Source organism: Enterobacter sp. T1-1 (genome assembly GCF_000710795.1).
GTDB classification, from domain to species: Bacteria; Pseudomonadota; Gammaproteobacteria; order Enterobacterales; family Enterobacteriaceae; genus Enterobacter; species Enterobacter cloacae.
Genome location: NZ_JALW01000040.1, coordinates 37,770 through 60,645, shown reverse-complemented (window position 1 = coordinate 60,645; position 22,876 = coordinate 37,770). Strand labels below are relative to the sequence as shown.

19 protein-coding genes and 1 riboswitch are annotated in these 22,876 nt (G+C 53.9%); of the genes, 6 read left to right on the top strand and 13 right to left on the bottom strand.

Annotated features, from left to right (window positions below; all coding sequences use genetic code 11):
- Positions 1–2,859, top strand: coding sequence for a bifunctional [glutamate--ammonia ligase]-adenylyl-L-tyrosine phosphorylase/[glutamate--ammonia-ligase] adenylyltransferase (gene glnE, locus AK59_RS0113805; RefSeq protein WP_029883050.1), 2,859 nt, complete (start codon positions 1–3; stop codon positions 2,857–2,859).
- Between the two features lie 40 nt (positions 2,860–2,899).
- Positions 2,900–4,330: a bifunctional D-glycero-beta-D-manno-heptose-7-phosphate kinase/D-glycero-beta-D-manno-heptose 1-phosphate adenylyltransferase HldE gene (gene hldE, locus AK59_RS0113800; RefSeq protein ID WP_029883049.1), complete on the top strand. Its 1,431-nt coding sequence runs from the start codon at positions 2,900–2,902 to the stop codon at positions 4,328–4,330.
- 74 nt (positions 4,331–4,404) lie between these two features.
- Here hldE and ubiK read toward each other — a convergent pair whose 3' ends face one another.
- Positions 4,405–4,701 (bottom strand): ubiquinone biosynthesis accessory factor UbiK, encoded by a 297-nt coding sequence (gene ubiK / locus AK59_RS0113795; protein ID WP_013098757.1) that lies wholly within the window; start codon positions 4,699–4,701, stop codon positions 4,405–4,407.
- A 121-nt stretch (positions 4,702–4,822) separates the two neighbouring features.
- A riboswitch (FMN riboswitch) is annotated at positions 4,823–4,973 on the top strand.
- 106 nt (positions 4,974–5,079) lie between these two features.
- On the opposite strand from ubiK, the gene ribB reads away from it, so the two are divergent.
- Positions 5,080–5,733: a 3,4-dihydroxy-2-butanone-4-phosphate synthase gene (gene ribB / locus AK59_RS0113790; protein WP_008502964.1), complete on the top strand. Its 654-nt coding sequence runs from the start codon at positions 5,080–5,082 to the stop codon at positions 5,731–5,733.
- A 45-nt stretch (positions 5,734–5,778) separates the two neighbouring features.
- Here ribB and AK59_RS0113785 read toward each other — a convergent pair whose 3' ends face one another.
- The 9 genes from AK59_RS0113785 to zupT form a co-directional block, all read right to left on the bottom strand.
- Entirely contained in the window at positions 5,779–6,837 is a 1,059-nt protein-coding gene (locus tag AK59_RS0113785; protein WP_029883048.1) for a fimbrial protein, read from the bottom strand.
- Complete coding sequence (locus AK59_RS0113780; protein ID WP_029883047.1) at positions 6,821–7,576, bottom strand: fimbrial biogenesis chaperone; 756 nt, start codon at positions 7,574–7,576, stop codon at positions 6,821–6,823. The genes AK59_RS0113785 and AK59_RS0113780 overlap by 17 nt, the downstream gene beginning before the upstream one ends.
- A gap of 9 nt (positions 7,577–7,585) precedes the next feature.
- A complete protein-coding gene (locus AK59_RS0113775) occupies positions 7,586–10,024 on the bottom strand; it encodes a fimbria/pilus outer membrane usher protein (RefSeq protein ID WP_032618574.1) in 2,439 nt (812 codons plus the stop codon).
- A 73-nt stretch (positions 10,025–10,097) separates the two neighbouring features.
- Positions 10,098–10,655 (bottom strand): fimbrial protein, encoded by a 558-nt coding sequence (locus AK59_RS0113770; protein ID WP_029883045.1) that lies wholly within the window; start codon positions 10,653–10,655, stop codon positions 10,098–10,100.
- Between the two features lie 214 nt (positions 10,656–10,869).
- Positions 10,870–11,931: a pilus assembly protein gene (locus AK59_RS0113765; protein ID WP_081852454.1), complete on the bottom strand. Its 1,062-nt coding sequence runs from the start codon at positions 11,929–11,931 to the stop codon at positions 10,870–10,872.
- Positions 11,932–11,933: 2 nt separating this feature from the next.
- Positions 11,934–12,668, bottom strand: coding sequence for a fimbrial biogenesis chaperone (locus AK59_RS0113760; protein ID WP_029883043.1), 735 nt, complete (start codon positions 12,666–12,668; stop codon positions 11,934–11,936).
- Positions 12,669–12,683: 15 nt separating this feature from the next.
- Positions 12,684–15,206: a fimbria/pilus outer membrane usher protein gene (locus AK59_RS0113755; RefSeq protein WP_029883042.1), complete on the bottom strand. Its 2,523-nt coding sequence runs from the start codon at positions 15,204–15,206 to the stop codon at positions 12,684–12,686.
- A 78-nt stretch (positions 15,207–15,284) separates the two neighbouring features.
- Positions 15,285–15,860 carry a fimbrial-like protein gene (locus AK59_RS0113750; protein ID WP_013098749.1) on the bottom strand — a complete coding sequence of 192 codons (576 nt, stop codon included), beginning with the start codon at positions 15,858–15,860 and terminating at the stop codon, positions 15,285–15,287.
- 424 nt (positions 15,861–16,284) lie between these two features.
- Positions 16,285–17,058, bottom strand: coding sequence for a zinc transporter ZupT (gene zupT, locus AK59_RS0113745; protein ID WP_013098748.1), 774 nt, complete (start codon positions 17,056–17,058; stop codon positions 16,285–16,287).
- A 196-nt stretch (positions 17,059–17,254) separates the two neighbouring features.
- Here zupT and ygiD point away from each other — a divergent pair, with 196 nt between their 5' ends.
- Complete coding sequence (gene ygiD, locus AK59_RS0113740) at positions 17,255–18,043, top strand: 4,5-DOPA dioxygenase extradiol (RefSeq protein WP_029883041.1); 789 nt, start codon at positions 17,255–17,257, stop codon at positions 18,041–18,043.
- Between the two features lie 79 nt (positions 18,044–18,122).
- Here the strand turns inward: ygiD and AK59_RS0113735 are convergent, their stop codons facing one another.
- From AK59_RS0113735 to tolC, 3 genes are all read right to left on the bottom strand, one after another.
- A complete protein-coding gene (locus AK59_RS0113735) occupies positions 18,123–19,283 on the bottom strand; it encodes a glutathionylspermidine synthase family protein (protein WP_029883040.1) in 1,161 nt (386 codons plus the stop codon).
- Positions 19,284–19,285: 2 nt separating this feature from the next.
- Positions 19,286–19,951: a DUF1190 family protein gene (locus AK59_RS0113730; protein ID WP_013098745.1), complete on the bottom strand. Its 666-nt coding sequence runs from the start codon at positions 19,949–19,951 to the stop codon at positions 19,286–19,288.
- A 190-nt stretch (positions 19,952–20,141) separates the two neighbouring features.
- On the bottom strand, positions 20,142–21,608 hold the full coding sequence (gene tolC / locus AK59_RS0113725; protein WP_020689478.1) for an outer membrane channel protein TolC: 1,467 nt from the start codon (positions 21,606–21,608) through the stop codon (positions 20,142–20,144).
- 203 nt (positions 21,609–21,811) lie between these two features.
- On the opposite strand from tolC, the gene nudF reads away from it, so the two are divergent.
- A complete protein-coding gene (gene nudF / locus AK59_RS0113720) occupies positions 21,812–22,444 on the top strand; it encodes an ADP-ribose diphosphatase (RefSeq protein WP_013098743.1) in 633 nt (210 codons plus the stop codon).
- Complete coding sequence (locus tag AK59_RS0113715) at positions 22,441–22,863, top strand: DUF1249 family protein (protein WP_003862516.1); 423 nt, start codon at positions 22,441–22,443, stop codon at positions 22,861–22,863. The genes nudF and AK59_RS0113715 overlap by 4 nt, the downstream gene beginning before the upstream one ends.
- Positions 22,864–22,876 lie beyond the last annotated feature (13 nt).

The window sequence follows — 22,876 nt, the reverse complement described above, 5'->3', positions numbered from 1 at the left end:
ATAATGCCGCTTTCTTCGCAGTTACAGCAGCAGTGGCAGACCGTTTGCGAACGTCTGCCTGAGTCATTACCGGCGTCATCGTTCAGCGAGCAGGCAAAGTGCGTGCTCACGTTCAGTGATTTTGTGCAGGAAAGTATTACTGCTAACCCGGACTGGCTGGTGGAGCTTGAAAACGCCCCGCCGCAGGCTGACGAGTGGCGGCATTATGCAGGCTGGCTGCAAAGCGCGCTGGCTGAGGTGGCGGATGAAGCCACGCTGATGCGCGTTTTGCGCCAGTTTCGCCGCCGGGTGATGGTGCGCATTGCCTGGGCGCAGGCGCTTGAGCTGGTCAGCGAAGAGAGCACGCTGCAGCAGTTGAGCGAGCTGGCGCAGACGCTGATTGTCGCTGCGCGAGACTGGCTTTACGCCGCCTGCTGTAAAGAGTGGGGCACGCCGTGCAGCGAGGAAGGGGTTCCTCAGCCGCTGTTGATTCTGGGGATGGGCAAGCTGGGTGGCTGCGAGCTGAATTTCTCCTCCGATATCGACCTGATTTTTGCCTGGCCGGAGAACGGCTCCACGCGCGGAGGCCGTCGTGAACTGGACAATGCCCAGTTCTTCACCCGTCTTGGCCAGCGTCTGATCAAGGCGCTGGATCAGCCGACGCAGGACGGTTTTGTCTATCGCGTGGATATGCGTCTGCGTCCGTTTGGCGACAGCGGCCCGCTGGTGCTGAGCTTTGCGGCGCTGGAAGATTACTACCAGGAGCAGGGGCGCGACTGGGAGCGTTACGCGATGGTCAAAGCGCGGATCATGGGTGACAGCGACGACGCTTACGCCAACGAACTACGCGCCATGCTGCGCCCGTTTGTGTTCCGTCGCTATATCGACTTCAGCGTGATCCAGTCCCTGCGTAACATGAAAGGGATGATCGCCCGTGAGGTACGCCGTCGTGGGCTGAAAGATAACATTAAGCTCGGCGCGGGTGGCATTCGTGAAATCGAATTTATTGTCCAGGTCTTCCAGCTTATCCGCGGTGGTCGCGAGCCGTCGCTGCAATCCCGCTCGTTGCTCCCGACGCTGTCGGCGATTGAGCAACTCCATCTCCTGCCAGAGGGGGACGCGCAAACCCTGCGTGAGGCATACCTGTTCCTGCGTCGTCTGGAAAACCTGCTGCAAAGCATCAATGACGAGCAAACCCAGACCCTGCCGGGGGATGACCTGAACCGGGCGCGTCTGGCGTGGGGCATGCGCGTGGACGACTGGGCCGCATTGACCGAACGGCTGGAGGCGCATATGGCAGGCGTGCGCCGTATCTTTAACGAGCTGATTGGCGATGATGAAAGCGAATCGCAGGACGATACGCTCTCTGAACACTGGCGTGAACTGTGGCAGGATGCCCTGCAGGAAGATGACACTACGCCCGTGCTGGCGCACCTGAGCGACGACGATCGCCATCGGGTGGTGGCGCTGATCGCCGATTTCCGCCTCGAACTCAACAAGCGTGCCATTGGTCCGCGTGGTCGCCAGGTGCTGGATCACCTGATGCCGCACCTGCTGAGCGATGTCTGTTCCCGTGCCGACGCCCCGGTGCCGCTTTCCCGCATGATGCCGCTGCTGAGCGGCATCATTACGCGTACCACCTATCTTGAACTGCTGAGCGAATTCCCGGGGGCGCTGAAACACCTGATTACGCTCTGCGCGGCGTCACCGATGGTGGCCAACAAGCTGGCGCGTTATCCGCTGCTGCTGGATGAACTGCTCGATCCCAATACCCTCTATCAGCCGACGGCGACCGATGCCTACCGCGATGAGCTGCGCCAGTATCTGCTGCGCGTGCCGGAAGAAGATGAAGAGCAGCAGCTGGAGGCGCTGCGCCAGTTCAAACAGGCCCAGATGCTGCGCGTCGCGGCGGCAGATATTGCCGAAACGCTGCCGGTGATGAAAGTGAGCGATCACTTAACCTGGCTGGCGGAAGCGATCATCGATGCGGTGGTGCATCAGGCGTGGATCCAGATGGTGGCGCGTTACGGCCAGCCAAAACATCTTGCTGAACGAGAAGGCCGCGGTTTTGCCGTGGTGGGCTACGGCAAGCTCGGCGGGTGGGAGCTGGGATACAGCTCCGATCTGGATTTAATCTTCCTGCACGACTGCCCGGCAGACGTGATGACCGACGGCGAGCGTGAAATTGACGGGCGCCAGTTCTATCTGCGTCTGGCCCAGCGCATTATGCACCTGTTCAGCACCCGCACGTCATCGGGGATTCTGTACGAAGTGGATGCCCGTCTGCGCCCGTCCGGCGCGGCTGGTATGCTGGTGACCTCAACGGAATCCTTCGCCGATTATCAGAAAAACGAAGCCTGGACGTGGGAGCATCAGGCGCTGGTGCGCGCCCGCGTGGTGTATGGCGATCCGCAGTTAAAAACGCAGTTTGATGCCATTCGTAAAGCGGTGATGACCACCCCGCGTGAAGGCAGTAAGTTGCAGACCGAAGTGCGCGAAATGCGTGAAAAGATGCGTGCGCATCTGGGCAATAAACACCGCGATCGGTTTGATATTAAAGCCGATGAGGGTGGCATTACCGACATTGAGTTTATCACCCAGTATCTGGTGCTCCTGCACGCGCATGACAAGCCGAAGCTGACCCGCTGGTCGGATAATGTGCGCATTCTGGAGCTGCTTGCGCAAAACGACATAATGGATGAGCAGGAGGCGCAGGCCTTAACCCGCGCCTACACCACGCTGCGCGATGAGTTGCACCACCTCGCCTTGCAGGAACAGCCGGGCCATGTGGCGCTCGACTGCTTTACCCGTGAACGCGACCAGGTGAAAGCGAGCTGGCAGAAGTGGCTGGTGGAACCGTGCGTAACAAAACAAGTGTGATATCATCGCGCGCAAATTGTGAATCTTTCTGGAGTCAGGAATGAAAGTAACACTGCCAGAGTTTGAACGTGCTGGAGTTATGGTTGTCGGCGATGTAATGCTTGATCGCTACTGGTATGGGCCGACCAGCCGTATCTCCCCGGAAGCACCGGTACCGGTCGTTAAGGTCGATACCATTGAAGAGCGTCCTGGCGGCGCGGCAAACGTGGCGATGAACATTGCTTCTCTGGGCGCGCATTCGCGTCTGGTGGGCCTCACCGGTATCGACGATGCGGCGCGCGCGCTGAGCAAGTCGCTGGCGGACGTGAACGTGAAGTGCGATTTCGTTTCTGTTCCGACGCACCCGACCATTACCAAGCTGCGCGTGTTGTCGCGTAACCAGCAGCTGATCCGCCTCGACTTTGAAGAAGGGTTTGAGGGTGTGGATCCTGAGCCGCTGCACGAGCGCATTAATCAGGCGCTGGGCAATATCGGCGCGCTGGTACTGTCTGATTACGCCAAAGGGGCACTGGCAAGCGTACAACAGATGATCCAGCTGGCGCGTAAAGCCAATGTGCCGGTACTGATCGATCCGAAAGGCACTGACTTTGAGCGCTATCGCGGCGCAACGCTGCTGACGCCTAATCTCTCTGAGTTTGAAGCGGTGGCGGGCAAGTGCAAGTCGGAGGCGGAGATCGTCGAGCGCGGTATGAAGATCATCGCTGACTTCGAGCTGTCTGCACTGCTGGTGACCCGCTCCGAGCAGGGAATGACGCTGCTGCAGCCGAGCAAGGCGCCGCTGCATATGCCAACCCAGGCGCAGGAAGTGTACGACGTAACCGGTGCCGGTGATACGGTGATTGGCGTACTGGCGGCAACGCTGGCAGCGGGTAATTCCCTCGAAGAAGCGTGCTACTTTGCGAACGCCGCGGCGGGCGTGGTTGTCGGTAAACTCGGGACCTCTACCGTTTCGCCAATCGAACTGGAAAACGCCGTGCGCGGCCGCGCCGATACCGGTTTTGGCGTCATGACGGAAGAAGAGCTGAAAGTGGCCGTTGCTGCCGCGCGTAAACGCGGTGAGAAAGTGGTGATGACCAACGGCGTATTCGACATTCTGCACGCGGGCCATGTCTCTTATCTGGCGAATGCGCGCCAGCTGGGCGATCGTCTGATTGTGGCGGTGAACAGCGATGCCTCGACCAAACGTCTGAAGGGCGAAACGCGTCCGGTGAATCCGCTGGAGCAGCGTATGATTGTGCTCGGCGCGCTGGAAGCGGTGGACTGGGTTGTGCCGTTTGAAGAAGACACGCCTCAGCGCCTGATTGCTGGCATTCTGCCTGACCTGCTGGTAAAAGGCGGCGATTACAAACCGGAGCAAATCGCGGGCAGCGAAGAGGTCTGGGCCAACGGCGGTGAAGTGATGGTGCTCAACTTTGAGGACGGGTGTTCAACCACCAACATCATCAAAAAGATCCAGAAAGACAGTCAGTAAAAAACGGGCCAGTTGGCCCGTTATTTCACCCTCTCCCACCGGGAGAGGGCAGGGGTGAGGGCATCAGGCCGCACTTAGGCCTGGTCATCCACCGGCGGTATCGCTGGTGCCGGCTTCACTTCTTCCGGGGTATTGCGGTTTTCCAGCTCGGTAAGACGCTGTTCCAGCAGCGCCAGCTTTTCACGGGTGCGCAGCAGAACCTGTGTCTGCACGTCAAACTCTTCGCGGCTCACTAAATCAAGGCGAACTAACTGCGCCTGCAGCGTCTGGCGGATTTTCTTCTCAACGTCATCACCAAATTCACGAATGCCTTTTGGCATGGACTCATGAACCTGACGCGCAATTTGCTCAATTTTCTTCGGGTCAATCATAGTGGCTTCCCTTGATAAGACGGTGTTGATGAACATTGTAGCGCGTCATGCTCCAGGATAAAGCAGATTTGTTTGAAGCTTATGCATTGCCCAGGTTAATCAATAGCGTTATAGTTATCTCGCTTATTCTCAGGGCGGGGCGAAATTCCCCACCGGCGGTAAAGCAGCGTCATGCTGAAAGCCCGCGAGCGCTTTGGGTGAACTCTCAAAGGTCAGCAGATCCGGTGTAATTCCGGGGCCGACGGTTAAAGTCCGGATGGGAGAGAGTAACGATCCAGTCGGGCATGGGCCCGCTCACGTTATCTTTTTGCCGCTTATACGGCGCTCCTAAGACTGCCCTGATTCTGGTAACCATAATGTTAATGAGGTTTTTTTACCATGAATCAGACGCTACTTTCCTCTTTTGGCACTTCAACTCAACGTGTTGAACATGCACTGGATGCCCTGCGCGAAGGCCGCGGCGTGATGGTGCTTGACGATGAAAACCGTGAAAACGAAGGCGACATGATTTTCGCCGCCGAAAACATGACCGTTGAGCAGATGGCACTGACCATCCGTCACGGCAGCGGCATCGTATGCCTGTGTATTACCGAAGACCGCCGTAAGCAGCTCGAGCTGCCGATGATGGTCGAAAACAACACCAGCGCCTTTGGTACCGGCTTTACCGTGACCATCGAAGCCGCGCATGGCGTTACCACCGGTGTCTCCGCGGCTGACCGTCTGACTACCGTCCGTGCAGCAATTGCCGATGACGCCAAGCCATCCGACCTGCACCGTCCTGGCCACGTCTTCCCGCTGCGTGCGCAGGCGGGCGGTGTGCTGACCCGTGGTGGCCACACTGAAGCGACCATCGATCTGGTGACGCTGGCAGGCTTCAAACCTGCAGGCGTACTGTGTGAACTGACCAACGATGACGGCACCATGGCGCGCGCACCAGAGTGCATCACCTTTGCACGCCTGCACAACATGCCGGTCGTGACAATTGAAGATCTGATCGAGTACCGTCAGGCGCACGAGCGCAAAGCCAGCTGAACGGTGCACGAATGAAAAAGCCGGGGAAACCCGGCTTTTTTGTATCTAGTGATAGTTAATTTTAAACAGCACGACCGTTTCAAAAGGGCCAGAATCGATACCCTTTCCCTCTGCACGTGAAAGCTCAGCGGTGTACGTGGTCTCGAAATGCAGCACCGAACCGGTAAAATCAGCGTACTCGTCATACTGATTGAAGGTGTAGGGCTGTGTGCCGTTAAGAATGCGCAGCTTCAGGCCATTACCAATCAGCAACGCCGTATCATTGGCCGTCAGCTCGCTATCGGTATAGAACGACGAGTCGATCTTAAATCCGTCTGAACACTGCGCATCCTGTACTTTACTGGTTTTAACCGAGAACGTTCGCGTACGCGTGCCCTGATTGACGATGTCACGTGCGCTGAAGGTGCCAAAGTCGATCTCCTGATTTTCAGGGTAAATACTGAACGTCGCTCCGCAGTCCAGTACCCTGATGTTTTCCAGCCCGTTAATGTGGTATTTGAGGTTTTTGGCATCAGGAAGCGCATTTACGCCGCCTTTGCCGTCAAACTGCACGACGATGTAATCACCAAGCGTGCTGACGTAGCCCTGAGGCGGTATCGCTTTGAGCTTAACGTACAGCCTGAAGCGTGCCGCAAAGGTTCGTGAGGTATGTACATCCCACGCATTCCCCGAACAGATGTATTTCTCCCAGCCCATCGCTTTTAACTGTTCGGCCGTGTATTTGCTCAGGCTGTTGTTGTCCAGACACTGACGGGTATCCACGCCGTAGGTTTGCCCGATGGCATCGTAATCTGCACCCTCGTAGGTTACACCGAGTTCGTAGTAAGGATCCGACATTGACGGATAAGGATTCACCCAGGCGAAGACGTCTTCGTTCTCATGATTTGACGCGGTATTTCTGTCGCAATACACGGGGATTTTGATATCGCTGGATTCCCAAATCTTTTGCCCAACTTTTGCTGTGCTGGGGATTGAGAATTCTGACACCGTTTTGGTTTGCTCCACCGGGCCATTTTGTGTGCCAAGGTAGCAGTTCAGCGCCAGCGCCTGCTTAAGGGGGCACATCACCAGCATAAAAAGGAAAAGCTTAGCGAGATGTCGCATTTTGCCCTGCCTTGCGCGGCGTTAGCGCGCATGGTGTTGACCCGGTACAGGTTAAATTGACCTTGCGTAGCGCACCATAATCATCAATATAACCTATGCTGTAGCCCGTTCCTTCTGTTTCACTCAGCGTCAGCGTACTGGTCGCAAACGGGCTAATCATCAGACTGTCGAAGCCTGGCATCATGGTTTTTCCGTTATTGCTCAGCCACGCCAGCGTAATGAAATAGGGCGTTGGGTTTTTCAGGTGCATGGTTTTGCCCGACAGCGTCACCGACAGCTGCATTTCCGTCTCTTCACCTGATTTTTTATGAATGCTGTCCGGCCGCCAGAACAACTTAATGCGGCTCTGCATAGCCACCTGCATGACGCTGCGCTCCTCTTTCAGGCTCCCGCTTTTGGGCGGCACTTCACGCAGATTGAAATAAAACAGCGTTTCCCGATCCTCAGGCAGCTGTTGCGTCGCGGCCTGTTTCACGATCCGCACCTGTGACGAGGCGCCGGGTTCAATGCGCTGAATAGGCGGCAGGACCATAAAATGGGTGTCCTCTTTGCGCCCGTCCCGATCCTCCACCCAGGCGAGGGCAAGGTAGGGAAGCGATTTGCTCTGGTTTTCAATGGTCAGGCTGCTGGCTTTATCGCTTTCGACAAAGACGATGCGCGTCCTGTCCAGGTTAATTGCCGCCTGCGAGACGCCGGAGCCACAAAACAGGAATGCTGTTAAATAAACGTATGATTTCATAATGATAAGTTACTGGCAGGGCAGCATCAGCTGCGTAGTGTTGTCGAGAGAAGCTGGCAGGGAGAAATGACACTGCTGATCGTCTCCCCAGGTGACGATAAAGTGTTGTTCAGCTTTTACCGCCCCCAGCCAGATATGTCCGTCCTGGGCGATAATGCCCACCTCTTTGCCTGAATCCTGCTCTCGCACCTGGGCGCCGAGAGGCGGCGTGCCGCTGGCGGTACGCACGATCCCGGCAACATCCTGACCCTGACGGGAGGCAATCAGCCGATAACCGATTGCACCCTCGGTCCAGGTGGAGCGAATGACGTGGTTATCGACATCGACACCCTCTGGCAGGTTATTCAGATTGACCTGTACGCTGGCGGGCATATAGCTCGAAAAGGCGGGCAGGACGCCAATACCAAGCATGTTGGTGGCATCGCGGGACATATTCAGCGGTATATTGCCGATCCCTTCCGTGCTGACCATCACACGCGGTTCGTTGCCGTAGCTCCGGCGATGAAGCGACGCCCCGTGGGCGGTTGCGGTAAACGAGCCGTTCCAGCTCGCGCTGACGGAACGGTAGTCATGGGCCTTGTAACTTCCGGACAGGTTCAGATCTCCCGTCCCGGCATAGTGCTGATAATTCGCGCTGACTTGCGCCCCGGAGTCAGTTTTTTCGCTCTCGGTACCAGCGGATATCCCCCAGGTATTGTTACTGTCTGAAGAGTCATACCAGGAGAGCGTTTGACGCGTCGTGTCGCTGTTTCTCAGATCGTAATTGAGGCGATGAACCGGATCGAGGGGGATGCTTAAAGAGAAGTAAACCTGCGTGTCATCGCCTTGATCCTGATAATGTGTTTTGCTCCATGAGGCCGTCACGCCAAGATTTTTCCAGCGGCCAAGGTCGAAGTTGTATCCTGCCGTGAGCGTGCCGGTGGTGGAGGGGGCTCTGTCCCACCAGGTCTGGCGCAGCATACCAAGGTAAAGGTTTAGCGACAGGGCGGGGATGTACTGGCTGGCAGTGATGCTTAGCGTCTGTTTTTCCGTTTCCGCGTGCTCCTGGTCTTTTTCAAGAAAGCGGGCATAGCTGAGAAAGCGGCTGTCGGAGTAGCGGTAGCTGGCAAGCGTGAGCTGACTCCCGGTGGTATCGAAACGCTTGCTGTAGTTGAGGCGGTAACTGTATCCCGTCTGTTTTGCTTCCCCCTCGTGCTGGCTGCTGGCCTGGGTGACATCAAATGACAACGCGCCCAGCATATCCATGTTCTGCCCGATACCTGCCGCCAGCGCGCGGTAATCATTACCGCTGTTCAGGAGCCCGCCGTACAGGGATGTTCGGGATAGTACGCCCCAGGAGAATTCGCTGCTTAAAAAGGCCTCGCTTTCGACCTGATGCGAGCTGTCCTGACGGGGTTTACCGCCCGCCAGCTTATAGCGAACCTGGCCTTTTCGCGTCAGGAAAGGCACAGAGGCAGCAGAAACCTGGAAGGTGTTGGTGTGACCGTCTTCTTCGGCGACGGTGACGTCCAACGTTCCCTGTACGGACTGGTTGATATCCTGGATGACGAAAGGGCCCGGTGGGACTTTGGTTTGATAGATAATTCTGTCTGCCTGGCTGACGGTCACGGTGGCATTCGTCTGCGCGATACCAGAAATTTGTGGCGCGTAGCCGCGCAGAGACCAGGGGAGCATGCGCTCGTCGCTGATCAGTGAGGCTCCGGTGTAGGAAAATCCGTCGAAAATATCCGACTGAAAATCTGACTCACCCAGCGTGAACTTTGAGCCAAGTGCAGGCAGAGGGCGAAAAAGGTAGGCGCGAGAAAGGCGGCCATCGCTCTGCGACCTCCCTTCCGTACGGTTAAGGGCGTACTGATAATCTCCCCGCAGTCGCCAGGCGCCCAGGTTGGCGCCAGCGGTCCCGTAGGTATTGACGTTATCGCTGCTTGACCCCTCATCGGGCTGATAGCGGCTGGCAAACAGATTGTAATCCAGCAGCACGCCTGAGACACCGTTGTCCCAGGTCGCGGGCGGCATCCAGTTGGTGGAACGGTACTGTAGCCAGGCCTGAGGTAGGGTGACTTCCAGCGTTTGCGTCGCCTGAATAAACTTGAAACGAACCTGCGGCAGCGGGGAAAAGTCGACACAGCCCGCGTTAACCGTCAGCATGCTGCGGTATTTATCGTCCAGACCAAAAGTGTCCGCCAGATCGGACGGAATGCAGACTTCCGTTGTATCGTCTTTTTTATACCAGGCTAACTGCCAGCCGCTAGCGAGTGGCGTATTATTAATTGCAACGTTAACGAAATAATGACCCGGCGCAACGTGGTTCTTATCTTTGAACTGGGATAAATCAACATTGCCACGCTGATCTTTATCGATAGCGTTAATATTAAATTCAACGGCGGCCAGTGGAAGAGGCGTAAGAAAGCCAGCAATGATGATCGAAAATGCACTGTATTTCATCATTCAGCTCTCAAATAAAATTACGGCAATGGCTGGCAAATATATTGCCAGCCGAAATATAATTAACGGTATGGGCTTATTTATACAACAGGATGTAATTCGCGGTAGATTCGACCTGGCCTGCCGTTGCTGTTTTACCATCGACCACTTCCATCTGCGCTTTGAAGTGCAGCGTCTGGGTCGTTGAACCCGCAGAAAGATCGACAGTTTGTGCCGTACCAAGCGTGATAGGGGACTCTGCATTATCCAGCAGACGAACGCCCACGTTCTGCGCGCCGCCCGCATAGGTGTTGCTCATCAGGCTGGTATCGGCTGAGTCGGTTGCAGTGCTGCTGAAGGTTACGTCCACTTTGGTGACGGGCGTTGCGGTTTCATCTGCAGCGTCAAGCTGACAGTTTTCCAGGTTGATATCAACCGGTACCGCCGTGGATTTTTTATTCACATTCATCACCGCCGTGGTGAACTGGCCAAGTTCAATCTCTTTATCAATACTGTCTGGTGCAATATTGCATGGTGCGTCAATAATAACGCCCTTAAAGGTGATTTTACCGGAGCCTTGATCGCTTGCCAGTGCATTGCCAGAGATAAAAGAGCCTAAAGCAACCGCCAAAAGTGTTTTTGAAATATTTCGCATGAAATATCCTTGTTATGAATAATATTTAAGAGATATTGATGTTTGAGGCGGTTGTATTCTAAAACTAATTGTAACAATGCGTGATTAAAAAATAATTAAAGACACTTTAAGTATGCGTTTATTAATTATTGAAGTGAATGGCTTACGCAGAAAAAAGAGGGCGAGGGGCTAAAAAAGCAGACCAACAGGAGATGCTGGTCTGCTTTTTGATCAATTATTGATAATTGATTTTGACAATAATGTCTTTACTGAATGGTCCAGGAATAATGGCTTCACCAGGTTTGCGGGTTAGCTCAGCCGTATAGTCGTGCGTCAGCGTCGTCTCCGTATCATCAGGGTGATAGGTTGCAAAAGGAAGATACTGGTTGTACGTCACATCGCCATTGGTTTTATCAATGAGACGCATGAGTAAACCATTTCCCATGTCCAGATGCGTATCATCGTAGAGCGTATCGGTGGTGTAAAAGCTGGTCGTTACGTCAAATTGTTCTGAACAACCAGCAGTGGCATCCCGGATTGTCGAAATGCTAAACGGTGAGGTGACGGCGTTGGCGTTGACTGCGCTCTCCGTAAACTGGCCAAAATTCACAATCTGATTTTCAGGGTAGATCCGGATATCCACACCGCAGTCCAGGAAGTGAATATTTGAAAGCCCGGTAATGTCGTAATGCAGGTTTTTTGCATTCGAAAGCGTGTTGATTCCGCCTGAACCGTCAAACGTCAGCACGGTGACGGAGGGAAAGGTATAGTCAAACTGCTGTTTTGGTATCGCTTTTAGCTTCACGTAGAGACGAAAGCGCACGCTAAACGTGACGTTTTTCTGAATTGTGACGCCATTGCAGGCTGCTTCCTTGTAGTCACCCCACTTATCATCCTGCTTATCAAGGCATGCTCCCGTATCAATTTTGATATCGGGGATGTCATAGTCAATACCGTTATAGGTTACGCCAAACGCCAGATAGGGATTGTTGGTCATCAGGCTATCGGTGTTATGAAAACTGTCCAGGATATAGGCATAAACGTGTTCACTCCAGGGATCCTGCGAGACAGGTTTTGTACTGTCGCGGGTGGCGTGATCGCAATATACCGTCACCAGTAAATCGCCGCTTTCCCAAATTTTTTGTCCGGCTGGGGCGTTGGCTGGGACCGTGAACGTCGGGAGCGTTGTTGTGACCAGACTTTGGCCGCCCAATGAATCTTTGTAACAGTCCATCGCCCATGCGGAGGATGAGAACAAACATAAAAGGGCAATCACCGCGAGATGTATTTTTTTCATCATTATCCCTTATTCACCGGTTTGCTCTGGCAGGTACTCTGCATCGCGTTACAACTCACCTTAAACATTTCCAGACCGCCATAATCGCTGATATAGCCGACCTGAAATTCAGCGGGCAGCTTAGCCAGTGACTGGCTGGCCTGACCAAACGGCTCAATCATTACGCTCTCTGCGCCCGGCAATAAGGTTTTACCGTTCAGGCCGATATAGCCCACGGTGATGTAATAGGGGCTGCTGTTTTTAAACTGCAGCGTACCCGAGGCGCGGGATATAACCACCTTATCCAGCGGAACAAACTGGCCCTCCTTCAGCTCAATGGCTTTTGGCCGCCAGAACAGTTTAAGCCGGCTTTGCATGGCGATTTGCATCACGTTCTTCTGCTCGGCTTTGGGTGGGATCTCCCGCATGTTGTAATAAAACAGCGACTCTCGATCGGCTGGAAGTCGGCTGAGGTTTTGCTGCGCCATCAGGCGAACCTGCGCCTGTTCCTCAGGCTCGATACGCAACAGTGGCGGAACAGGAGAGATAAACTCGCGCGTTTTTTTACCCTCTTTATCCTCAATCCACGACTGAGCCAGATAAGGATCGGTTTTACTCTGGTTTATCAGTCTGACCGACACGCTTTTTGCTGAGGCGTTGAAAATGATGCGTGTTCTGTCGGGCGATACAGTGGCCCAGGCAAAGCTGCACGTGCCAAGGAAACAGATAAGTCCTTTTGAAATCATCGTGATGTTCATTTTATTCATCCTGAATTAATGCACTGTTTTACAAGGTAAAAATATAGCGTCACCGTTAAGGTTACTTTGGTTCGGCGGCGTGATTTCACACGCTTTGTCAGACCAGGTGAGACGTAACGTACTGTTTTCCTGAATCCCGCTGAGATAAACGAACCCTTCTTCGGCAACCAGACCGACCTCTTTACCCGTAGCGCTGTCGACGATACTGACGCCCAAAGGAGGGAACTGACCGTTTTCCTGTCGAATAATGCCGACAATCTGGTAGCCCGTGGTGGCGTTCAGCTTGCTGTAACCAATGGCACCTTCCGTCAGCGTGGTGCGAATAACGGAGGTTGCTATATCCACGCCATCAGGCAGCGTGTTGCTGTTAACGCGCACCGTGGAGGTGGTGTAGTTGCTGAGTGAGGGGACGACAGCAATACCAAATGCGTTAGTGCGCGTGCGCGAACTGTTGACCTCAATTCCGTCAACGCCATCGGCATCGATCATCATCCGGGCGTTATTGGCCGGGCTGTAATCATGCAGGGCTACGCCATGCCGCGTGGCGGTGATCGAGCCGTTCCAGCCCGCGCTGATCGAACGGTATTGATTGGGCTGAACGCTTCCTGAAAGATTCAGGCGTCCGTAAGGAGAATAGTGCTGGTATCCGCCGCGCAATGACGGTTCGCCTTCGCGCAAATCGTCTTCCGTCGTAGAGGCCGAGAGATTCCACGTATTGTTGCGATCGGAGGCGTCATAGTAAGAAGCCATATGAGACGCGCTGTCGCCGCCTGAACGCTGGTAGCTGTACATAATGCTACGACTTTGCTCCAGCGGGAGGGTGAAGGCGAAATAGACCTGGTTTTCGTCGCTGTCGTCCCAGTGCACGCGGCTTAGCGCCAGCGATGCGGATAAACCTCTTAAGTTGCCGATATCAAAATTGCGGCTCAGCGAAAAGGAGTAGTTTGTGTTGCTGCTGTTGTCCCAGTAGGTGTTACGGGTGACGTTGAGATAGGTATTTAATGCCAGCGAATCAAGGTACTGGTTGAAGGAGATAACGTAACTCTCTTTTTCGTTTGTCGTTGAGGTATCTCCGTCCCGGGAGGCGAGATATTCACTCATTGAGACATATTCTTTATCCGAGAATCGATAACCTGCGAAGGTGATCTGGCTGCCGGTCGCCTCAAAACGTTTTGCGTAGTTGGCGCGATAGCTGTACCCACGCTGTGTCTCATTTTTTCCCTGATGGAGCGTGGCCTCGGCGCCCGTCACATCAAAAGAGATCGAGCCGAACGAATCCAGGTTGAAGCCGATACCGGTGGTCATGGCCTGATAATCATCCGCCGTCAGCAGGGTGCCGCCATACAGTGACACATTACTCAGCCAGCCCCACGAGAGTTCACCTGTCCAGAAAAGCGGGTTATTGATGTCGTTATGGCCTGTAGCGGTGGGCTTACCGATGGATGTTTTATAGCGCACCTGGCCTTTTCGGGTCAGGAAGGGGATTGAGGATGAACCCACCTGGAAGGTGGTTTTGCGCCCATCTTCCTCTTCGACCACTACGTCCAGCTGTCCCTGGTAGGTTTCACCCAGGTCTGAAATGGTGAACGGGCCCGGCGCGACGGTTGTTTGATAAAGAACGCGGCCAGACTGGGAGACGGTCACTTTGGCATTGGTCTGCGCGATGCCGTTAATTTGTGGTGCATAACCTTGTAAATCAGGCGGCAGCATACTTTCATCACTTTCCAGTGATGCACCGGTAAAGTGGAAGGTATCAAAAATATCTGAGCTTAAATCATATTGCCCCAGCGTCACTTTTGATGACAGCGAAGGGATAGGGCGGTAGAGATAGGTTCGTGCCAGACTGCTGTCGCTGCCTGTAGACTCACCGTGACGAAAGTTTTGGTTATATTGATAATCTGAACGCAGACGCCACGCGCCGAGGTTAAACCCGAGCGTGCCGTAGGCGCTGAAATTCTGGCTGTCGTCGCCCCCGTGCGGATCGTACTGGCTGCCATAGAGATTATAATCAAGTAAAACACCCGCAATGCCTTCATCCCAATATTCCGGCGGCGTCCAGTTCTTCGCCTGATATTTCATCCATGCCTGGGGAACGGTGACGGAAAGCACCATCGTCCCTTTATTAAGGGAAAAGCCCAGTTCCGGAACAGCCGAAAGATCAAGGCAATGTCCGCCCTGAGAATAATGCAGCCGCGAAATAAAATCGGTGCTCAGTCCGAAAGCGGATAACTGCCCGGCATTCACACAAATTTGCGAACCGCTTTCGTTTTCCGTTGCGATCCACTCCATTGTTGCGGATTGAGGCAACGTGTTTTTATTGACCTGAATGCGGACGAGATAGCTACCCGGCGCGATGTGGCCTTTTTTCTCAAACTGGGAAATATCAATATTACTTCGGTCTTCAACGTCAATCATATCTGTGTTGAATTCAACCGCGGAGACAGGCAACACGAATAAAGCTGAGTAAAGTGTGGCACTCAGCGAATACTTTATAAAAGCAGAGAGGCGGGAGAGTTGATGCGCTGAGTGTTTTAGCATAAATCCGTTTCGCTTTTAAAAAGAAGGCATAAAAGCCGATGAGTCCTTCATCGGCTACGTTTTCAGACGGCAATCAAATTACTTATATTCAAGGATATAGTTCGCCTGGGCCTGAACGTTACCCGGGGTAGCCTGGCTGCCAGCTACCGGTTCCATGCGGGCTTTGAAGTTCAGTTCCTGATAGGCATTTGTGGTAGGGAATGACACTTCAATCGGCGTACCCAGCGTGACTTTATTGCTGCCGCTATCCAGCAAGCGAACGCCCACACCTGTTGCACCGCCGATGTTGCCATCAAGCGTGTTTTTCATCAGGCTGGTGTCGGTCGAATCGGTACTTGCGGAGGCAAAGGTGACCTTCACTTTGTCGATCGTGGTGGTGGTTTGTCCGGTGGTAGAAGAGAGAATGCAATCCTGCAGGTGGATATTCACGTCAACCGGCAGCGAGTTTTTACCGCTGTTCAGCACGCTATCCGCGACTTCTCCTAATTCAATCGTCTGATTTTCATCTCCCGGGGTGATAGAGCAAGGCGCACTGATAACTTCACCGGTGAACGTGATCTTCCCCGAGCCCTGGTTATCTGCTGCCATAGCAGTAAATGACAGACCAGAAAGCAATGCAGTTGTCGCAACTGCCAGAATAGTCTTGTTAAACATGAAGATATAATCCTTTATCTAAGAGTGGATGGCGCAATAATTTTAATGAATTAATATTGCAACACTTTTATTTCATTAAAGCGGTCGAAATATACCAGTCGCAATATGGTTCATCTCGTGAGCATTTCTAAATGGGGGATTTAGAAACTATTAATAAATCATTTGAAATTATAAATGGGAAAAATGCTGTTGCTCAACAGCCAGAATGCTCGGTTTAAATAGTGATTGACATCAATCTTTTGAGTTTTTTTAAATACACGAAGCGGTAATTATTTTACGGGGAATAGTTATAAATAATATTTCTTAAGTGAATTCTATGGCGATTAGAAAGTATGGTGCCGGACTTTATATCATTAATACTGATAGTTGGCATTCACTGACATGAAAAGAAATTGCGCTCCCTCAAATAAGGAAGCGCAACCGTTCAGCCAATACCCGCCGTTTGTAACAACACCAGGCTTAATCCCATTACAGACATTCCGCACAACACCCCATAACTCGGATTATTGTTAGGATCGATCTCTTTCGCCAGCGGCATCAGTTCATCAACCGACAGCGCCACCATAATCCCCGCAACTGCGGCCATAATGGCGGCCATCACCACCGGTGAAACCAGGCTTCCCAGTATCAGCCACGCCAGTACGCCCCCGAGAATTTCTGCCATTCCCGATATCCCGGCCCAGAACACGGCGGTGCGTTTTGACCCCGTGGCGGCATAAACCGGCCCGGCAACGGCCAGCCCTTCAGGAATATTGTGTAAGGCCACCGCCAGGGCGATACCCAGACCCATCTCCAGATTGCTGCTGGCGGTGACATAGGTCGCGACACCCTCCGGGAAGTTGTGCAGGCTGATGCCGAGCGTGAGGAGGATGGCAGTACGTTTAATCTTTTGCGGCACCGGCGCGACGCTTTTTTGCATTAAATCCTGCGGATGTGCATGGGGCAGCATGCGGTCGAGGGCAAAATAGCCCAGCAGACCAAAAACAAACATGCCATAACCCAGTACCGGAGACATGCCTTCTGTGCCCAGTGCGGCAGGCAGCATCTCCATCAGAGAGATAAGCAGCATAATGCCGGCAGCAAATCCCAGTGAAAAGGCCAGCACGCGGTTAGACGGCTTTTGACCAAGCACACCGAGGATCGCACCGATAAAGGTGGCGGCACCCGCCAGGATGGTCAGGATCAAGGGGACGGACATGCAATGCTCCTTGTGATAATGATTCTCATTAATACTAATAATTCACGTTGGCCAAAGCGAGAGGGGAACCTCTGTTTTACATATTCCTTACATTCAAATTTCCTGATGATGATCTTCACGCTTATCTGCGTTCATCTTCATCGTGTTAAGCGTAATGTAGCACCATCAAATTGACACCTTCTGTAAGGATATCACCATGACTTCTTCACGTATGCCAGCACTGTTTTTAGGCCACGGTAGCCCAATGAACGTTCTGGAAGACAACGTCTACACCCGCACATGGCGTCACCTGGGCGAGACGTTGCCGCGTCCGAAGGCGATTGTGGTGGTGTCTGCACACTGGTTCACCCGTGGCACTGGCGTAACCGCCATGGAGGCGCCAAAAACAATCCATGATTTTGGCGGTTTCCCGCAGGCGTTGTACGACACGCATTATCCGGCCCCCGGCTCGCCCGAGCTGGCACAGAAGCTGGTGAATTTGCTGGCACCTGTCCCGGTCGCGCTGGATCAAGAGGCCTGGGGCTTTGACCACGGCTCATGGGGCGTGCTGATAAAAATGTACCCGGACGCCGACATCCCGATGGTGCAGTTGAGTATCGACAGCACTAAACCGGCAGCCTGGCACATGGAGATGGGCCGCAAGCTGGCTACGCTTCGTGATGAAGGCATTATGCTGGTGGCAAGCGGAAACGTGGTACATAACCTGCGCACGGCGCGCTGGCACGGTGAAAATACGCCTTACCCATGGGCAACGTCCTTTAACGATTACGTCAAAGACAATCTGACCTGGCAAGGCCCGGTTGAGCAGCATCCGCTGGTGAACTATCTGGATCACGAAGGCGGTTCGCTCTCTAACCCAACGCCGGAACACTTCCTGCCGCTGCTGTACGTTCTTGGTGCGTGGGATGGCCAGGAACCGGTGACGATCCCGGTCGACGGTATTGAGATGGGGAGTTTGAGTATGCTGTCGGTGCAGGTGGGGTAATAAAAGCAAAGCGGCAACCTGCGGTTGCCGTTTTTAGTGTTTACACCCTCTCCCGTGGGAGAGGGCATCAGGCCGCACTCTACTCAACAAAAATATGCGGATAGAACCGTGACAGATCCTGCGTGATCAGCGCGCGATCTTCGCGGATGCCAATCCCGGCAGGCTGATCGTTGATGAGCCAGCTGCCAATCAGCGTATAGCTGTCGCCAAATTTCGGCAGCTGATAAAACGCCTGGACGATCATCCCTTCTTCGCCGTAAGGCCCTTCAACCGCTTCCAGCGTTTTACCGTTTTCGATAATGGAGACGTTTGCCCCCTCGCGGGAGAAGATTGGCTTCACGACATATTTTTCCATTTGCGGATAATCATCTTCCGCAAAGTATGCCGGCAGCAGGTTCGGGTGGTTCGGGAACATTTCCCACAGCATCGGCAGCAGGGCTTTGTTGGAGATGATGCTCTTCCATGCCGGCTCCAGCCAGCGCACGCCAGCGTCTTCCAGCTTGGTGGAGAACATCTCACGCAGCATATATTCCCACGGGTAGAGTTTGAACAGGTTGCTGATCACCTGATCCTGCAGGTCAGTAAACTGACCTTTCTCGCCCAGACCGATATCCTCTATATAGAGAAACTCGGTGGCGACTTCCGCTTCGGCAGCACAATCCTGCAGATACTGAACCGTTCCACGATCTTCTTCCGTGTCACGGCAGCAGGCGAGATGCAGCAGGTTGAAACCGTGCTGTTCACGCAGCTCGGCGAAACGCTCAATCAACTTTTCCTGCAGGCTATTGAACTGGTCGCTCTCTTCCGGCAGGTTTCCGGCGTTCATCTGGTCTTCCAGCCAGATCCACTGGAAGAAGGCCGCTTCATACAGAGAGGTTGGTGTATCGGCGTTATTTTCCAGAAGCTTAGGTTCACCCACGCCATCCCACGCCAGATCAAGGCGAGAATAGAGCGAGGGCTGGCTGGTTTTCCACGACTGGCGCACAAAGCCCCAGGTGTGCTTCGGAATGCGGAATTTAGCCATCAGCTCGTCGCTGTCGATGACTTTCTCAACGACCTTCAGGCACATCTGATGGAGCTCTGCCGTCACCGCCTCCAGTTTTTCCACCTGGGCGAGCGTCAGTTTGTAATAAGCGTCTTCACACCAGTACGGCTCGCCATACATGGTGTGGAAGTTAAAACCGTATTCGGTCGCTTTTTCGCGCCAGTCCGGGCGCTCGGTGATACTGACTCGTTCCATGATCAGCCGCCCATTGAGCGAGTTGACGTACCCGTCGCGCTGCGCTGCATGCTGGTCTGTTTCGCCACAGATTCACCGAACCCGCCGCGGGTGATGGTGCTGGTGGTAGCCGGTTTCGGAGCCATCGCCGTTTTCGGTACGGTCACGGTGCGGCCAGGCGTTGCTGCGCCATAGCCTTTGCCGCTGGCATCGGTGTATTGGCCGTAGGCCGGGCTGGCCGGGTTTTTCGAGCTAAACAGCGGCTGCTGCTGGTAACCCGCCCCGCCGCCCATCAGGCGGCCCATCATATAGCCGGCCATCAGTGGCATCCAGAAGCTACCGCTGGACTGAGCCTGCGCCTGATTTTCTGGCGCCGTTCCCGCCTGAGCCGGTGTCTGTTGACACTGGCCTTCACCGAACTCTGCCACGCAGTCTTCGCGTGTGGCATATTTCGGTGCGGTACGTTCCGCTTCTTTCAGGGCGTTGTTATAGGCGGTCTTACATTCTGCCGCGTTACCGGTTGCGGCTGAGCAGTCCTCTGCGTTTTGATACAGAGAAACCGTTTCATCGCTTTTCTCACAGCCTGCCAGCATAAAGACAGCGGTAACCGCCAGCGCAACAGGGGTGAGGTGACGCGCGTTCCAGCTTTTGCGGAACGAAGCGTGATTTATGGATTTTGTCCGTTTCATATTTGTCTTCCAGGACCCAGTGGTTATAACGCTCAGGATAGAGGATGAGTGGTTGAAAATGAAGCGAAGAGGGTCGGAATCAGGGGGATCTTTACGTTGGCTTACGTTCGGATGTGATTCAGATGCTCCCTCTCCCTGTGGGAGAGGGCTGGGGTGAGGGCATCAGGCCGCAGTGGGCCTGATGACACTCTTAGTGACGGAACGGATTGCTGCCGGTGTTGGTACGCGCAGCGGCTGGCTGTGCAGCAGGCGCGCTGCTGTTAGCGTTGAAGTTATCAACCGCAGCAACCTGCTCCGGGTTCTCCGGTGCCACGCTGTCCGGCGAGGTTGAGACCGGTTTACCCAGCGCATTGTTCAGCGCCAGCAGATCCTGCTCGTTCAGCGTACCCAGCGCCTGCTTGATGTTCAGCTGGTTAATCAGGTACTGGTAACGTGCGCTGGAGAGCTGCTGTTTCGCGTTATACAGCGTGGTGGTCGCGTCCAGCACGTCAACAATGGTACGGGTACCGACGGAGTAACCAGCTTCCATTGCATCCAGGGAGCTTTGGGCAGACACAACGGCCTGTTTATACGCGTTGATGCTGCTGATAGAAGCGTTCACGTTGTTGAACGAAGAGCGCACGGTCTGCACCACGTTGCGGTGGGCGCTTTCCAGCTGCTCGCTTGCGCCAACGAAGTTGTACTGCGCCTGTTTCACCTGAGAATTCACCAAACCGCCCTGATACAGCGGCAGTGAGAAGCTCAGGCCGACTTTGTTCTGGCCCTGGTTGCTGTCGTCATACTGGGCGGTGTTGGTTTTAGAACCGCTGTAGCTGGTATCAGACACGCCTGTGGAGGCGCTCAGGCTCAGGGTTGGCAGGTGGCCATCCTGTGCCTGACGAATCTGCTCGCGGGCCAGGTCCTGGCTCAGACGCGCCTGCAGTAAGGTCAGGTTGCGGTTTTCTGCTTCTTTCAGCAGGGCATTCACCGCCTGCGGCTTATCGGTCTTGAAGTTATCTACGTTCAGGGAAGCCAGTTCTGGATAGTAATTACCGGTGACCTGACGCAGAGATTCCAGCGCGTTGTCGAGGTTGTTACGCGCGGTCACTTCGTTGGCCAGTACGCTGTCGTACTGTGAACGGGCGTTCTGCACGTCAGTGATGGCGACCAGGCCCACGTTGAAACGCTGGGTGGTTTGATCTAACTGACGGTAAATTGCCTGTTTCTGCGCTTCAGTATAGGAGAGCGAGTCAATCGCGCTCAGCACGTTGAAGTACGCAGTCGCCGTGTTCAGGATCAGCGTTTGCTGGTCGGTCTGATAGGTCACATCCTGGATACCCGCGCTCTTTTCCTGCAGGGTCAGTGCGCGCCATTTGGACATATCAAACAGCGTCTGTGTTAATTGCAGTGAGGCGCTGGTAGCATTGGAGTTAACGCCGTTAGCGTCGCGGAAACCGTTGCTGTAGGTATAATCTGCACCTAAACCTAACTGCGGCAGCAGTGGGCTACGCGCTTCGTTAATCTTTTCAAACGCAGCATCACGATCGGCCGCTGATTTACGTAAATCAGGGTTGCCCAGACGTGCCTGCTGGTAGACCTGTAACAGGTTTTCCGCCTGGCTCATTGCACTGAAGCCCGTCAGGCTCAGGCCGATAAGGATGGGGAGCAATTTCTTCATTTGCATTCCTTGTTGTGAAGCAGTATTAGCGCTGATCTAATTAAAAATAATTGCCGATTCTAACAGAATCATCCACACCAAAAGGTTGGCGTAATGTGCCATGTGGCGTTAATTTGCACCAATCTACCATATAGCCTTGCAAACGGCAGCCAAACAGCCTTGAAATTCATAATTTCATCACCATTGCTACCAGGACTCGACTCATGCAAAAACCAGATAAGTTGCCCGTGACATTCGCCAAAAACGATGTAGAAATTATTGCACGAGAAACGCTTTATAGCGGTTTTTTTTCAATGGAACTTTACCGTTTCAGGCATCGCCTGTTTAACGGTGAGATGAGCGGCGAAATCAGGCGCGAAATTTTTGAGCGCGGGCATGCAGCAGTCTTGCTACCCTTTGACCCAGTGCGTGATGAAGTCGTACTGGTTGAGCAGATTCGCATTGCGGCGTATGACGTCAGTGAAAGCCCGTGGTTGCTGGAGATGGTCGCCGGCATGATCGAAGAGGGCGAGTCGGTTGAAGACGTTGCCCGCCGCGAGGCGCTGGAAGAGGCGGGGCTGATCGTTGGCCGCACAAAACCGGTGCTCAGCTATCTGGCCAGTCCGGGAGGCACCAGCGAGCGCTTGTCCATCATGGTGGGCGAAGTGGACGCCACGACCGCGGATGGGATCCACGGCCTGGCAGATGAAAACGAAGATATTCGGGTTCATGTGGTGAGTCGGGAGCAGGCTTACCAGTGGGTAGAAGAGGGGAAAATCGACAACGCAGCGTCTGTCATCGCCCTGCAATGGCTGCAACTGCATTATCAGACATTACGAAACGAGTGGAAAAAATGAAGCGTTATACACCTGACTTCCCAGAAATGATGCGCCTGTGCGAAACCAATTTCGCACAATTGCGCCGCCTGCTGCCGAGAAACGACGCACCCGGCGAAACGGTAAGCTATCAGGTGAGCAACGCGCAGTATCGATTAACGATAACAGAATCAACGCGCTACACTACGCTGGTGGAAATCGAACAAACGGCACCCAGCATTAGCTACTGGAGCCTGCCGTCAATGACGGTGCGGCTCTACCACGACGCGATGGTCGCTGAAGTGTGTTCAAGTCAGCAGATCTTTCGTTTTAAAGCGCGGTATGATTACCCGAATAAAAAGTTGCATCAACGCGACGAAAAGCATCAAATTAACCAGTTTTTAGCCGACTGGCTAAGATATTGTTTAGCACATGGAGCAATGGCGATTCCGGTTTGTTAGCGTCATAAACCTA